General features: G+C 74.5%; 14 protein-coding genes. 8 read left to right on the forward strand and 6 right to left on the reverse strand.

Going from position 1 to position 13,417, the window contains the following annotated elements; translation table 11 throughout:
* Window positions 1-57 precede the first annotated feature (57 nt).
* A complete protein-coding gene (locus tag O7612_RS04595) occupies window positions 58-810 on the forward strand; it encodes an SDR family oxidoreductase (protein ID WP_282270779.1) in 753 nt (250 codons plus the stop codon).
* A 43-nt stretch (window positions 811-853) separates the two neighbouring features.
* Here O7612_RS04595 and O7612_RS04600 read toward each other — a convergent pair whose 3' ends face one another.
* Window positions 854-1,645: an enoyl-CoA hydratase-related protein gene (locus O7612_RS04600; RefSeq protein ID WP_282270781.1), complete on the reverse strand. Its 792-nt coding sequence runs from the start codon at window positions 1,643-1,645 to the stop codon at window positions 854-856.
* 4 nt (window positions 1,646-1,649) lie between these two features.
* Window positions 1,650-2,468: a PaaX family transcriptional regulator C-terminal domain-containing protein gene (locus tag O7612_RS04605; RefSeq protein ID WP_282270783.1), complete on the reverse strand. Its 819-nt coding sequence runs from the start codon at window positions 2,466-2,468 to the stop codon at window positions 1,650-1,652.
* A gap of 191 nt (window positions 2,469-2,659) precedes the next feature.
* Here O7612_RS04605 and O7612_RS04610 point away from each other — a divergent pair, with 191 nt between their 5' ends.
* Both O7612_RS04610 and O7612_RS04615 read left to right on the forward strand, forming a co-directional pair.
* Window positions 2,660-2,827 carry a DUF3117 domain-containing protein gene (locus O7612_RS04610; protein WP_007455245.1) on the forward strand — a complete coding sequence of 56 codons (168 nt, stop codon included), beginning with the start codon at window positions 2,660-2,662 and terminating at the stop codon, window positions 2,825-2,827.
* A 140-nt stretch (window positions 2,828-2,967) separates the two neighbouring features.
* A complete protein-coding gene (locus O7612_RS04615; RefSeq protein ID WP_282270786.1) occupies window positions 2,968-4,434 on the forward strand; it encodes a leucyl aminopeptidase family protein in 1,467 nt (488 codons plus the stop codon).
* A 7-nt stretch (window positions 4,435-4,441) separates the two neighbouring features.
* On the opposite strand, the gene O7612_RS04620 is transcribed toward O7612_RS04615, so the two are convergent.
* Window positions 4,442-5,050 carry an O-methyltransferase gene (locus O7612_RS04620; RefSeq protein ID WP_282270788.1) on the reverse strand — a complete coding sequence of 203 codons (609 nt, stop codon included), beginning with the start codon at window positions 5,048-5,050 and terminating at the stop codon, window positions 4,442-4,444.
* 306 nt (window positions 5,051-5,356) lie between these two features.
* Between O7612_RS04620 and O7612_RS04625 the strand changes: the two genes are divergently transcribed.
* Complete coding sequence (locus O7612_RS04625; protein WP_282273792.1) at window positions 5,357-6,694, forward strand: trypsin-like peptidase domain-containing protein; 1,338 nt, start codon at window positions 5,357-5,359, stop codon at window positions 6,692-6,694.
* A gap of 73 nt (window positions 6,695-6,767) precedes the next feature.
* Window positions 6,768-7,199: a preprotein translocase subunit TatB gene (locus O7612_RS04630; protein WP_282270791.1), complete on the forward strand. Its 432-nt coding sequence runs from the start codon at window positions 6,768-6,770 to the stop codon at window positions 7,197-7,199.
* Between the two features lie 94 nt (window positions 7,200-7,293).
* Here the strand turns inward: O7612_RS04630 and O7612_RS04635 are convergent, their stop codons facing one another.
* From O7612_RS04635 to O7612_RS04645, 3 genes are all read right to left on the reverse strand, one after another.
* Window positions 7,294-8,442 carry a P-loop NTPase gene (locus O7612_RS04635; protein ID WP_282270792.1) on the reverse strand — a complete coding sequence of 383 codons (1,149 nt, stop codon included), beginning with the start codon at window positions 8,440-8,442 and terminating at the stop codon, window positions 7,294-7,296.
* A 209-nt stretch (window positions 8,443-8,651) separates the two neighbouring features.
* Complete coding sequence (locus tag O7612_RS04640; RefSeq protein WP_282270794.1) at window positions 8,652-9,326, reverse strand: DUF1003 domain-containing protein; 675 nt, start codon at window positions 9,324-9,326, stop codon at window positions 8,652-8,654.
* Complete coding sequence (locus O7612_RS04645) at window positions 9,319-10,635, reverse strand: CBS domain-containing protein (protein ID WP_282270796.1); 1,317 nt, start codon at window positions 10,633-10,635, stop codon at window positions 9,319-9,321. The genes O7612_RS04640 and O7612_RS04645 overlap by 8 nt, the downstream gene beginning before the upstream one ends.
* Before the next feature lie 33 nt (window positions 10,636-10,668).
* Here O7612_RS04645 and O7612_RS04650 point away from each other — a divergent pair, with 33 nt between their 5' ends.
* From O7612_RS04650 to O7612_RS04660, 3 genes are all read left to right on the forward strand, one after another.
* On the forward strand, window positions 10,669-11,538 hold the full coding sequence (locus tag O7612_RS04650) for a PhzF family phenazine biosynthesis protein (RefSeq protein WP_282270798.1): 870 nt from the start codon (window positions 10,669-10,671) through the stop codon (window positions 11,536-11,538).
* A gap of 164 nt (window positions 11,539-11,702) precedes the next feature.
* Window positions 11,703-12,218, forward strand: coding sequence for a hypothetical protein (locus O7612_RS04655; protein ID WP_282270800.1), 516 nt, complete (start codon window positions 11,703-11,705; stop codon window positions 12,216-12,218).
* A 44-nt stretch (window positions 12,219-12,262) separates the two neighbouring features.
* On the forward strand, window positions 12,263-13,249 hold the full coding sequence (locus tag O7612_RS04660) for a DMT family transporter (RefSeq protein ID WP_282270802.1): 987 nt from the start codon (window positions 12,263-12,265) through the stop codon (window positions 13,247-13,249).
* The last annotated feature ends 168 nt before the right edge of the window (window positions 13,250-13,417 follow it).

A 13,417-nucleotide genomic window follows, 5' to 3' on the forward strand; every position in this document is an offset into this window, starting at 1 on the left:
CCCACCGGGTATGGCGCACCGGTGCCGGCGGCCGGCCGGCGGGGTGAGGGAGGGCCGATGCGGTTCCAGGACAAGGTCGCGTACGTCACCGGCGGCGCCTCGGGGCTCGGCGAGGCCACCGCCCGCCGCTTCGCCGCCGAGGGTGCCCGGCTGGTGATCGCCGACATCGACGCCGAGGGTGCCCGGCGGGTGGCCGCCGACCTGCCCGACGCCCTCGCGGTCACCGTCGACACCGGCGACGCGGGCGCGGTGCAGCGCAGCGTCGCGGAGGCGGTGGGACGCTACGGCCGGATCGACGTCATCTTCAACAACGCCGGCATCGACGGCCGGCAGCAGCCGCTGCACGAGATGGACGTGGAGAACTGGCAGAAGGTCCGGCGGATCAACGGCGACGGCGTGTTCCACGTGCTCAGGTACGGCATCGAGGCGATGCTGCGCGGTGCCGGGGGCGCGATCGTCAACACCTCGTCGACCACCGGCCTGGCGGCGCAGGAGAACATCTCCCCGTACACCTTCACCAAGGCCGGCATCGTCGGGCTGACCCGGTCGGCGGCGGTGGAGTACGCGACCCGCAACATCCGGGTCAACGCGGTCGCCCCGACGGTGGTGATGACCCCGCTGGTGGAGAACTTCATCAACAGCGCGCCCGACCCGGCGGAGATGCGCACCCGGATGGAGTCGTTCAACCCGAAACCCGGCATGCCCACCCCGGACGACGTGGCCGGGGTGGTGCTCTTCCTCTGCTCCGACGACGCCGCCTGGATCACCGGCCACACGATCCCCGTCGACGGCGGCTACGTCGCCCGCTGACCGCCCGCCCTCGGTCCGACGGCCGGGTGGCCGTCGGGGAGGCTCAGTTCCCCTGGAAGACCGGCTTCTGCTTGTTGACGAAGGCGGTGGTGGCGGCCCGGTGGTCGGCGGTGCCCCCGCAGATCGACTGCGCCTGCGCCTCGGCGGAGAGGGCGTCGGCGAGGGTGCCCGCGTCGGCGATGGAGAGCTGCCGCTTGATCGCCCCGTACGCGACGGTCGGGCCGGCGGCGAGCCGGGCGGCCAGCTCGTGCGCGGTGGGCAGCACCTGCTCGTCGTCGTCGACCAGCCGGGTGAGCAGGCCCAGCCGGTACGCCTCGGTGGCGTCCACCGGCTCGGCGAGCATCAGCAGCTCGACGGCCTTGGCGTGGCCGACCAGCCGGGGCAGCGTCCAGGACGCCCCGGTGTCGGCGGCGAGACCCACCCCGGCGAACGCCATCAGGAACTTCGTCTTCGGCCCGCCGATGCGGAAGTCGGCCAGGAAGGCCAGCGAGGCGCCCGCTCCGGCGGCCATGCCCCGGACCGCGGCGACCACCGGCCTGGGCAGGTTGGCCAGCCGGGCGGCGATCGGGTTGTAGTGCGCCCGGACGGTGTCCAGCGGATCCCGGCCCGGCGACTCCAGGACCTGCACGTGTTCGCGCAGGTCCTGGCCGGCGCTGAACGAGCCACCCGCGCCGGCCAGCACCACGGCCCGGCAGGACCGGTCGGTCTCCAGCGCGGCCAGGGCGTCCCGCAGGGCCTCCTTGAGTGCCACGTCGAGCGAGTTCATCGCGGTGGGGCGGTTCATGGTCAGGGTGACCACGCCATCGGTGCGGTCGACGAGCAGCGGCTCGGTCACGTCTCTAACGGCCCTTCTGTCGGGGAACCCGGTTGCCGGCGTCGAGACACTGCTCGACGTACCGGTCGGCGGCCGGCCGGAGCCGGGCGGCGTGCCGGTCGAAGAAGCTGGCGGCGGCGGTGCCGGGCCAGCGTTCGGGGAGCAGTGCCGGGGGGAGTTGCGGGTCCTGGAAGAGGAAGGTACGCCACGCGTGCACCAGCCGGAACCGGGCCGCGTACGCCTCCTCGTCGCCGCTGCGCACGGTCACCCCGGCCAGCTGGGTGCGCTGTTCGGCGACGAACCGCTCGTAGGCGTGCCCGATCTCACCCAGGTCCCAGGCCCGGCGGACCACGCCCATCGCGCCGGGGGTGCCGGCGGCGTGCGCCGCGGTGAACCGCTCGTAGCGCACCCCAGCCTCCTCCAGCAGCACGTCGACGTCCTCGCTGGCGCGGGTCGCCACCCAGGTGTGTTCGTCGAGGGTGCCGTAGCCGAGGAAGCTGAGGTTGGCGGCGAGCCGCTGCCGGTCCCGGCGGGCCGTCGGCGTCGCCAGGACGAGCAGGTCGAAGCGCCCGTCCCAGCTGACCCGACCGGTGCGGTAGATCCGGGCGGCGGCCTCGTCGAGCCGGCGGACCGCCTTCGGCGTGATCGAGTAGCCGGGGCCGGAGGCGAGTCGCAGCGGTTCGAGCCAGCCCTGGCGGACCATCCGGGACACGGCGGTCCGGACGGCCGGCGGGGCCACCCCGAGCGGAGCCAGCAACTTCACCAGGGCGGCGACCGGTGCGCGCCCACCTCTCGTGCGGAGATGGTCACCGTAGAGGTCGAAGAGTGCCGACCGTGCCTGCATGACCGCACATTGTGACAGGCCTTCTCAAGATAAGCTAGGTGCTGTTACATCAATGCTGCTCCGGTTTGGGTCCGGCGGTGTTCATCAGGGAAAATCGTGGTCGACGCCCCCGCGTACCTTGCGGGTGGTCGGCACGAAGTGGCTGTGGGGCAGTACACCTACCCTGATGTATAGGTCTGAGGGGAGACAACATGGCGGCGATGAAGCCGCGGACGGGCGACGGTCCGCTGGAAGTCACCAAGGAGGGTCGGGGCATCGTCATGCGGGTCCCGCTGGAGGGCGGTGGCCGGCTCGTCGTCGAGATGACTCCCGACGAGGCCAACGCGCTCGGTGACGCGCTGAAGGCGGCCGCCGGCTGATCGCCGGCACTCCGCGCGGTGCCGCGCGGACGGTCCCGTGTCCCTGAGTCACCGGCGACGCCGGTGACTCAGGGACTTCGTCTGTCCCCCGCGGGTCGTCGAGGTCCCGCACCACGAACTTCCCGGAGGTACGGTCCAGCGTGCTCGCCATCAGTCTCGCCGTCGCCGTCGACCGCTCGGACGTCCTCGTCCTGCCCGTCCGCGCCGCCACCGACCCGGACCACCCCGCGCCGACGCTGGTCGCCACCACCCCGCCGCCCACCGACGAGGTACGGGCCGAGGTCGAGGCGCTGCTGCCGGTGGCCCGGCTGACCGGCCGGCCCGGTGAGACCCTGAGCCAGCTGCGTCCGGGCCGTACCCCGGGCCGGCTGATCCTGCTGGGGGTGGGCGACGGTGGGGAACGCTCCTGGCGGGCGGCCGGTGCCGCGCTCGCCCGGGCCGCCGTAGCTGAGACACATGTCACGTTCAGCCTGCCGGCCGACGTGACGGACGGGGTGGTGCGGGCGTTCGTCGAGGGCCTGCTGCTCGCCTCGTACCGGTACCGGCTGGGCGAGGGGGAGCCGCCCGCGCTGACCGGGGTGACCCTGCTGGCCGCCGCGCCACAGGCCCTCACCGGGGCGGTCGAGACGGCCCGGACCACCGCCCGGATGACCCGGTTCGCCCGGGACCTGACCAACACCCCCTCCTCGGTGAAGACCCCGCAGTGGTTCGCCGGTCAGGTCGCCTCCGCCGCCGCCGAGGACCCCGACCTGCACCTGCGGGTACGCGGGCCGCAGGAGCTGGCCGCCGAGGGCTTCGGCGGCATCCTCGCCGTCGGCGGCGGCTCGGCCAGCGCCCCCCGCCTGGTCGAGCTGGGCTGGCGGCCCGCCGACGCCCGGCTGCACGTCGTCCTGGTGGGCAAGGGGATCACCTTCGACACCGGGGGCATCTCGATCAAGCCGGTGTCGGCGATGAAGCTGATGCGCAAGGACATGGCCGGTGCGGCGGCGGTCGTCGCGGCCACCCTCGGTGCGGCGGCGCTGCGGCTGCCCGTCCGGGTGACCGCGCTGACCCCGCTGGCCGAGAACATGGTCAGCGGTGCGGCCTTCCGCCCCGGGGACGTCATCCGGCACTACGACGGCACGACCAGCGAGAGCACCAACTCCGACGCCGAGGGCCGGCTGGTGCTCGCCGACGCGCTCGGCTACGCGGCCCGGGAACTCCGCCCCGACCTGCTGGTCGACCTGGCCACCCTGACCGGCGCGAACGCGGTGGCGCTGGGCAAGCGGACCGGCGCGCTCTACAGCGACAACGACGAGCTGGCCGCCGCCGTGCTGGCCGCCGTGGACGAGGCGGGCGAGGCGGCCTGGCGGATGCCGTTGCCCGCCGACTACCTCGAGTACCTCGGCAGTGACCTGGCCGACCGGCACAGCTCGCCGGCCCGGGGCGCCGGCTCGGTGATCGCGGCGCTCTACCTGCGCGAGTTCACCGGGGAGCTGCGGGACCGGTGGCTGCACATCGACATGTCCGCGCCGTCCTGGGCCGACGGCGACGACGCGGAGCTGACCCGGGGCGCGACCGGCTGGGGCGTGCGGGGCCTGCTGCGCTGGCTGGCGACCCTGGGCTGAGCCCCGGTCAGCACTTCACGGCGGCCAGCAGGCCGTGGCCGACCGGGAGCAGGGCCGGGATCCACTGCTCGGCCTCCCGGATCGCCTTGACCGTCTCCCGCATGGTCACCGTCTCGGCGTCCCGGGCGGCCGGGTCACCGATCCGGCCGCCGGCGAAGCCGCCGTTGAGGGCGAGCACCCCGCCGGGCCGCAGCAGGCGCAGGGCGGCGTCGACGTACGCGGCCGAGCCGGTCGCCTCGCCGTCCACGAAGATCAGGTCGTACGCGCCGTCGGCGAGCCGGGGCAGCACGTCCAGCGCCCGGCCGGTGATGATCCTGGTCCGGCCGGACGGGAAACCGGCCTCGGTGAAGATCCGCCGGGCGATCCGCTGGTGCTCGACCTCCACGTCGATCGTGGTGAGCACCCCGTCGGCGCGCATCCCGCGCAGCAACCACACCCCGCTGACCCCGGTGCCGGTGCCGATCTCCACCACCGCACGGGCGTTGCCGGCCGCGGCGAGCAGCCGCAGCGCCGCCCCGGCGCCCGGGGTGACCGCGTCGAGACCGACCTCCCGGGCGAGGCTGCGGGCCGTCCGGAGCACGATGTCCTCGCCGACGTACGACTCGGCGAACTGCAACGCCTGCGCCGTCGGGTTGCCGGAACTGGCGGCCGTGGCGATGGGACACCTCCGGGCGGGTGGGGTGGTGCGACGACGGGTAGCGGGTATGAGCCTAGAGGCGAGCGTTCCTCGACGCAGCCGCGCGTCCACCCGGGGCCGTTCCCGGCCGGCCGGAGCCGGGTCGTGGCTGATCATGATAGGGCGGCGGTCGGCTCCGGGAGGACAAGAGCTGACCCCGCCCGGCGCATCCGTGCAATCCTGGATGGGGTGCCCCCCGCGCGTGACCGTCACCCCCGGTCGTGGCCCGGGGCACCGGGGGACGGACTGGGAGGCACCGACGTGACCGACGGCTGGGAGTGGCGAGCGTCCGGCGGGACTCCGGGATCGGCGTCGCCGCCGGCCGGTCCGCCACCGACGGGGTCGACGACCTCGTACGGCGGCCACGGCGGGCCGACGTCGCCCTGGTGGTCCGACGCCCTCGCCGACCCCTGGCGCGACCCGTACGCCCCGGCGGCGGTGATCCTGCCGGGCGGGCCGGCGGCCGGGGCGGCACCCGAGCCGGTCGTCGACCCCGATGCGCCGGGGCGGCCGAAGCTGCGGCAACTGCTCCTGGTCCCGCTCGTCGTCGCGCTGCTCGCCGGCACCCTGGGCGGTGCCCTCGGGTACGCCTTCGCGGTCCGTGGCGGGGTCGGCGGCGGGGTCACCCTGGGGGCCGGTCCCGCCGAGGGGCCGGCGCTGGCCCAGCGTCGCCCGGACTCGCTGGCCGGGGTCGCCGGCCGGGTCCTGCCCAGCGTGGTGACCATCCGGGTGGCCGGGCCGGCCGGCACCAGCGAGGGGTCCGGGTTCATCGTCAGCACCGACGGTTACGTGGTCACCAACGACCACGTGGTCGCCGACGGCACCGGGCGGGTGTCGGTGACCTTCAACGACGGCAACAGCTCCCCGGCGACGGTGGTCGGCCAGGACCCGGAGTCGGACATCGCGGTGGTCAAGGTGAACCGCAAGGGGCTGCGGCCGATCGAGTTCGGCGACTCCGAGTCGCTCGCGGTGGGCGATCCGGTGCTGGCCATCGGCTCACCGCTGTCCCTGGCGAACACGGTCACCGCCGGCATCATCAGCGCGGTGGACCGCACCATGCAGGCGGGGGAGCCGGGTGGGCCGGTCCGGTACTACGCCGCGATCCAGACCGACGCGGCGGTCAACCACGGCAACTCCGGCGGTCCGCTGGTCGACGCGGCGGGCCGGGTGATCGGGGTGAACTCGACCATCAAGTCGCTGGTCGCCGAGGGACAGGAGGCGGGGAACATCGGGCTCGCCTTCGCCATCCCGATCAACCAGGCGAAACGGATCACCCAGGACATCATCGGCACCGGCAAGGCCCGGCGTACCGTGATCGGGGCCCAGGTCGCCGGCACCGGGACCGCCACCCGGGCCGGGACCGGCGTCCGGCTGGCGGCTGTGGAGCCGACGGGTCCGGCGGCTGGGGCGGGCCTCCAGGCGGGGGACGTGGTGCTCAGGCTCAACGGGCGGCCGATGAACGAACCCACCGACCTGATCGCCCTGGTCCGCAAGTTCGCCCCGGGGGCGGTGGTGACGGTGGAGTACCGGCGCGGCACCACCCGGCAGAACGCCTCGGTGACGCTCGCCGCGGACGCCAAGTGAGGACCGTTCACCCCCTGCCGGAGCGGGGTCTGACGTGCGTAGTCTTGGCCCGACGTGACGAGGAGGCCCCGCGGTGCTCGACAACCTGAACTGGTGGGAGATCGGTGTACTGCTGCTCCTGGCGCTGCTGATCTTCGGGGACCGGCTGCCCAACGTCATCAGCGACGGCCTGCGGATGGTGCGCAACCTGCGCGCGATGGCCCGCAACGCGACCGGTGACCTGAGCCGCGAGCTGGGCACCGACATCCAGCTGGAGGATCTGCACCCGAAGGCGTTCATCCGCAAGCACCTCCTCAGCGAGGAGGACGAGCAGGCGATCCGCAAGCCCCTCCAGGGGGTCTACGACAGCCTGCGGTCGGACGTGACCGGCGTGCACGAGGACCTCAAGGAGGTCGCCGACCGGATCGACCCGCGCGCCGCCGCCCGGAAGGCCACCGCGACGGACACCGCTCCCGCTCCGGCCCCCGCTCCGGCCCCCCGGCCGAGCTACGACGACGCCACCTGATCCGCGCGCCCGCCCCTCCCCGGTCCCGGCCGCACCGTCGCCGGCCGGGTACGGCAGCGGGGTGGGAGCGGTCGGCGGGGTGGAGCGGCAGCGGTCAGCGGCCGGCGGGCTTGAGGCCGAGCGGCTTGCCGAGCAGCGACTCGCGGCGTACCGCCAGCCGGTCGGCCACCTGGTGCAGCGCCTTCGCGGCGGGCGCGTCCGGCGCGGCCAGCACGATCGGGGTGCCCGCGTCGCCGCCCTCGCGGACCCGGCTGTCCATCGGGATCTGGCCCAGCAGCGGCACCTGCGCGCCGATCGTCCGGCTCAGCGACTCGGCCACCGCCGCGCCACCGCCGGTGCCGAAGACCTCCATCCGGGAGCCGTCCGGCAGCTCCAGCCAGGACATGTTCTCGATCACGCCGACGATGCGCTGGTGGGTCTGCAACGAGATCGCGCCGGCCCGCTCGGCGACCTCGGCCGCCGCGGCCTGCGGGGTGGTCACCACCAGGATCTCGGCGTTGGGCAGCAGTTGGGCGACCGAGATGGCGATGTCGCCGGTGCCCGGGGGCAGGTCGAGCAGGAGGACGTCCAGCTCACCCCAGTAGACGTCGCCGAGGAACTGCTGCAACGCCCGGTGCAGCATCGGGCCGCGCCACACCACGGCCGCGTTGCCCGGGGTGAACATGCCGATCGAGATGACCTTCACGCCGTTCGCCTGCGGCGGCATGATCATGTCTTCGACCCGGGTGGGCTTGCCGTCCGCGCCGAGCATCCGGGGCACCGAGTGGCCGTAGATGTCGGCGTCCACCACGCCGACGGCCAGGCCCCGGGCGGCCAGCGCCGCGGCCAGGTTGACCGTGACGCTGGACTTGCCGACGCCGCCCTTGCCGCTGGCCACCGCGTACACCCGGGTCCGGGTGCCCGGCTGGGCGAACGGGATCACCGTCTCGTCGCCGACGGAGCCGCCGCGCAGCTTGCCCTGCAACTCCTGCCGCTGCTCCGGGCTCATCACCCCGAACTCGATCTCGACGCCGGCCACCCCGGGCACCGCGCCGACGGCGGCGGTGATGTCGCCGCGCAGCTTGTCCTTCAGCGGGCACCCGGCGACGGTGAGCAGCAGCCCGACCCGGACCACCCCGTCCTCGCCGATCTCGGCGGAGCGGACCATGCCGAGATCGGTGATGGGCCGGCGGATCTCCGGGTCGTTGACGGTGGCCAGGGCGGCCTGGATCGCGTCGGAGAGGGTGCTGACGGGAGCTGACATGCGGGCAATGCTACGTCGGCCGCACGGGGCGACCATCGGCAGCGGGGCCGGGTGTGAGCGAATCGATCGCCCGGTCGGGACCGTTCCGCCCCACGGGACGAAACCGGATGATCAGGGCGGCAGGCGCTCCGCGGGCTCCTGGCCGGCCGCGGACCGCCCGTGCTCCTCGCGCCGGCCGGCTCCCCGCCCGTGCTCCTCGCGCCGGCCGGTCAGCTCTCCGGGTGACCGTCCCTGGCGTAGTCGCCGTCCCACTCGTCGCGGGGCTCGTCCAGCGGCGGCTCGCCTCCTCCGGGACGTCGCCCACCGATCCCGGGCCGACCTTCGCCACCCCCGGGCCGACCCTCGCCGACCCCGGACCAGCCGACCGCCCGGTCCGGCTGCCGGAGTTCCCGCTTCTGCCGGCGCTGGGCCGCCGCGTCCAGCTCCTCGGCCAGCCGGGCCAGCTCGGAGCGGAGAAAGTCGCGGGTGGCCACCTCGCCCAGCGCGATCCGCAGCGCGGCGACCTCCCGGGCGAGGTACTCGGTGTCCGCCTTCTGCATCGTCGCCCGGCGACGGTCCTCCTCCAGGGCCACCCGGTCCCGGTCGGTCTGCCGGTTCTGCGCGAGCAGGATCAGCGGGGCCGCGTACGACGCCTGCAACGACAGCACCAGGGTCAGGAACGTGAAGGTGTACGGGTCGAAGCGCAGCTCCGCCGGGGCCAGGGTGTTCCAGCCGAACCACAGGGCGATCACCACCGTCATGTAGACGATGAAGTTCGCCGTGCCCATGCCCCGGGCGATCCCCTCCGACCAGCGGCCGAAGGCCTCCGGGTCGAACCGGGGCAGCTTGACGCCCCGGGGCTCCCGTGGCTGGTCCAGCCGCTCGGGCCGTCGCTGGTCAGCCATCGGTGCCACCGCCGATCGCCGGATCTGTCCCGTCGGCGCTCGGATCCGTCCCGTCGGTGCCCGGGGCCGGTACGGCGTCCCGGTCCCGCCAGTCCCGGGGCAGGGAATGGTCCAGCACGTCGTCCACGGTGACCGCGCCGACCAGCCGGTTGTTGCGGTCGACCACCGGCATCGCCACCAGGTCGTAGGTGGCCATCCGGCGGGTGATCTCCGGCAGCGGGGTGGTCGGCCGCAACGGGTCGATGTCGTTGACCACCACCCCGCCGAGCAGGTCGGCCGGAGGCTCGCGGAGCAGCCGCTGGAAGTGCGCGATGCCCAGGTAGCGGCCGGTGGGGGTGGTCATCGGTGCCCGGGTCACGAAGACCTGCGCGGCGATCGCGGGGGAGAGCTGCTCCTCCCGGATCCGGGCCAGCGCCTCGGCCACGGTGGCGTCCGGCGGCAGGATCACCGGTTCGGAGGTCATCACGCTGCCGGCCGTACCGGAGGTGTACTTCAGCAGTTGGCGAACCGGGTCGGCCTCGTCCGGCTCCATCAGGTCGAGCAGCACGTCCTGCTCCGGCGGGGGCAGCTCGTTGAGCAGGTCGGCGGCGTCGTCGGGGTCCATCTCCTCCAGCACGTCGGCGGCCCGTTCCCGGTCCAGCGCGGCGAGGATCTCCACCTGGTCGCGTTCGGGCAGCTCGCCGAGCACGTCGGCGAGGCGTTCGTCGTCGAGCGCCGCCGCGACCTCGTTGCGCCGGGCGTCGGGCAGGTCCTGGAGGGCGTTGGCCAGGTCGGCGGGGCGCATGTCCTCCAGGACGGCCAGCAGGTTGGCCGTACCCCGGTTGTCGGCCAGGCCGCTCAGCCCGCGGACCCGGTCCCAGTCCACCTGGTGCAGGTGGCCGCGGCGGGTCAACCGGCTGGTCTGCTCGCGGACGGCGACCCGGGACAGCGACCACTCGCCGCCCCGGCTGCACTCCATGGCCACGTCCACCACCGCGCCGGGTTGGCCACCCGGGTCGAGCTGCACCCGCCGGTCCAGTAACTCCTGGAGGACGAGCAGCTCGTTCGGGCGCTTGGAGAAACGCCGCAGGTTGAGGGTGCCACTGCCGAGGACGACCGCGTCGGCGTCGATGGAGGTGATCCGGTTGATGGACAGGAAGATCCGGCGGCGCATCGGCATCTCGGCCACCAGACCCACCACCTCGGGCGGGCGCTGGGTCGGCCGGATCCGGGCCACCGCGTCGCGGACCCGCCCCACCTGGTCGCCGTTCGGGTCGAAGACGGCGACTCCGGCGAGTCGAGCGATGTAGACCCGGTTCGGCGTACTCACGGCCCCCAGCCTAAGCGCCTAGTGTTTACCACCATGTCGACCCTGGCCTACGAGATCGTGGACGTCTTCACCGACCGCCCGTTCGCCGGCAACCCCCTGGCCGTGGTCTTCGGCGCCGAAGCGCTGGCCACGGAGCAGATGCAGGCGCTGGCGATGGAGTTCAACCTGTCGGAGACGGTGTTCGTGCTGCCGCCGACCCAGGTGGGCGCCACGTACCGGGCGCGGATCTTCACGCCGACCGGGGAGCTGCCCTTCGCCGGTCACCCCAGCGTGGGCGCGGCGGTCACCGCCAGCCGCCGGGGCATGTTCGGTGCCGGCCCGGTCAGCCAGGAGTGCCTGGCCGGCGTCCTCCCGATCGAGGTGACCGCGACCGGTGCCACCCTGACCGGCGGCACCTGCACCCTCGGGCCGGAACTCGACCCGGAGCCGCTGCTGGAGATGGCCGGGCTCACCGCCGCCGACCACGCCGGCCCGTCGCCCCGGGTGGCCGGCTGCGGGCTGGAGTTCCCCTACCTGCCGGTGCACCCGGACGCGGTGCCCCGCGCCCGGGTCAACGCCGCGGCGGCCGAGCGGTACGGGGTGGAGCACGTCAGCGTCTTCTCCTGGGACGCCGACGCGCACACCGCGCACGCCCGGGTCTTCGTGCCGGGCCTCGGGGTACCGGAGGACCCGGCCACCGGTTCGGCCGCCCTGGGGCTGGGGGTGTGGCTGGTCGCCAGCGGTCTGCTCCCCGGCGAGGGCCGCTCCGGGTACGCCGTCCGGCAGGGTGTGGAGATCCGCCGCCCGTCCGAGCTGGTCTGCACGGTGACCGCCGTGGACGGGCTGGCGGTCGGCGCGACCGTGGCCGGTCAGGTGATGCCGGTGGCCCGGGGCGAGATCCTGGTCCCCCCGTTCGTCGGCTGACCACGGACGACGTCCGCCGGCCACCCGTCGGGCACCGACCGGCGTCGTGCGGTGCCGCCGGTCGCGTGGCGGGCCGCCGGTCGCGGACGTCGGCCACCTGCCGGTGGTACGCGGGGGTCGGCGGTCGGGTGTCGTCCGGGCGGGAGCTGCGAGAGGATGCGGGGGTGACGGACGAGGTGGACGCTTTCCGGTCGACGCCCCTGGTCGACGAGGCGATGAAGAAGGCCGCCGTGGCCTGGGTGGCGGTGGGTGCCGGTGCGGCGACCGCGCTGTGGTGCGTACCCCTGGAGGGGTCGTTGTTCGTGGTCAGCGGGCCGGGGGAGCAGAGCGCGCCGGGCCTGGCCGACGCCGACGCCGTCCGGGTGACCCTGCGCGGCGACCACGGCGGACGCATCGTGACCTGGCCCGCCCGGGTGACCCGGCTGGCCCCGGACACCCCGGAATGGGAGACGGCGGCCCCGCTGGTGGCGGCGAAGCGGCTGAACGCCTCCGGCCCGACCGCCGACCTGGTGGCCCGCTGGGCGGCCGACGGCTGCGCGCTGACCCGTCTCGCCCCGGACGGCCCGCCGGACGCCGGGGAGGCCCTGCCGGACACCTCCCTGGCCGCCGAGCCACGCGGCGCGGCCGTGGTCCGGACCACCCGCAAACCCTTCCGCCTGCACCGGGTCCGCCGCCGCTGACCCGCCGCCCGGCATCGCCGCAGCCGGTGCCGGCCGTGTGAGGATTGCTCCCCGTGTCCTCCGTCCGGTCCCACCCGCGCCCGCCCGTCGATCCGCTGACCATCGGCGTCCTCACGCTCGCCGTCGCCTCGGTCTCGTCGTCGGCCCCGCTGATCGCCTTCGCGGCGGCACCGGCGCTGGCCGTCGCGTTCTGGCGGACCCTGCTCTCGACCGCCGTGCTCGCGCCCTTCACGCTGACCCGCCGCCGGGTCGAACTGCGCACCCTGACCGTGGGCACGGCACGCCGGGAGGGCTGGTACTGCGTGCTGTCGGGGGTGGCGTTGGCCGCGCACTTCGCCACCTGGATGCCGAGCGCCCAGCTCACCTCGGTGGCCGCGGCCACCGCGCTGGGGGCCACCCAACCGGTGTGGCAGGGGCTGATCGCCCGCTGGCAGGGCCGGCGGCTGCCGTACGTCGTCTGGGTCGGTATCGGGCTGGCCGTGACCGGCGCGGTGCTGGCCACCGGCGCGGACGTCGGGGTCTCCGGCCGGGCCTTCGCCGGTGACCTGCTCGCGGTGGTCGGTGGGATGTTCGCCGCCGTCTACACCGCGTTCGGCGAGCGCGCCCGCGCCACCATCAGCACCGCCACCTACACCACCCTCTGCTACGGGGTGTGCGCGCTGGTCCTGCTGGTCGTCTGCCTGGTCGGCGGGGTACGGCTGCACGGCTTCGGGTCCGGCACCTGGCTGGCGATCCTCGGGCTGGTGGTGGGGGCGCAACTGCTCGGCCACTCGATGTTCAACCATGCGTTGCGCCGGGTGTCGGCGACCACGATCAGCGTGCTGATCCTGCTGGAGGCACCCGGCGCGGCGCTGATCGCCTGGGCCTGGCTGGGCCAGCTGCCGCGCCCGCTCGCCCTGCCCGGGTTGGCGCTGCTGCTCGTCGGGGTGACAGTGGTGGTGCTCGGCGGATCCCGCGCCGGCCGTCGCCCCGTCCCGCCGGTGGTCCCCGCCGACGCCGCGACGCCGCCGTTCCGTCCGCCGGCCGGCTGACCTCCCGGGCCGGTTGCCCTTCCCGGGCCGGTTGCCCTTCCCGGGCTGGTTTGCCCTTCCGGGCCGACTGACCCTCCAGGGTCGGCTGACCGTCCCCGCTGCCCGCCCGTCCCGCACGGTCGGCCGACCCGCTCCGCCCGACCGCCCACGGGGAGCACGTTCGTCGCG

Source organism: Micromonospora sp. WMMD987, assembly GCF_029581435.1.
In the GTDB taxonomy this organism is placed as follows: domain Bacteria; phylum Actinomycetota; class Actinomycetes; order Mycobacteriales; family Micromonosporaceae; genus Micromonospora; species Micromonospora rifamycinica.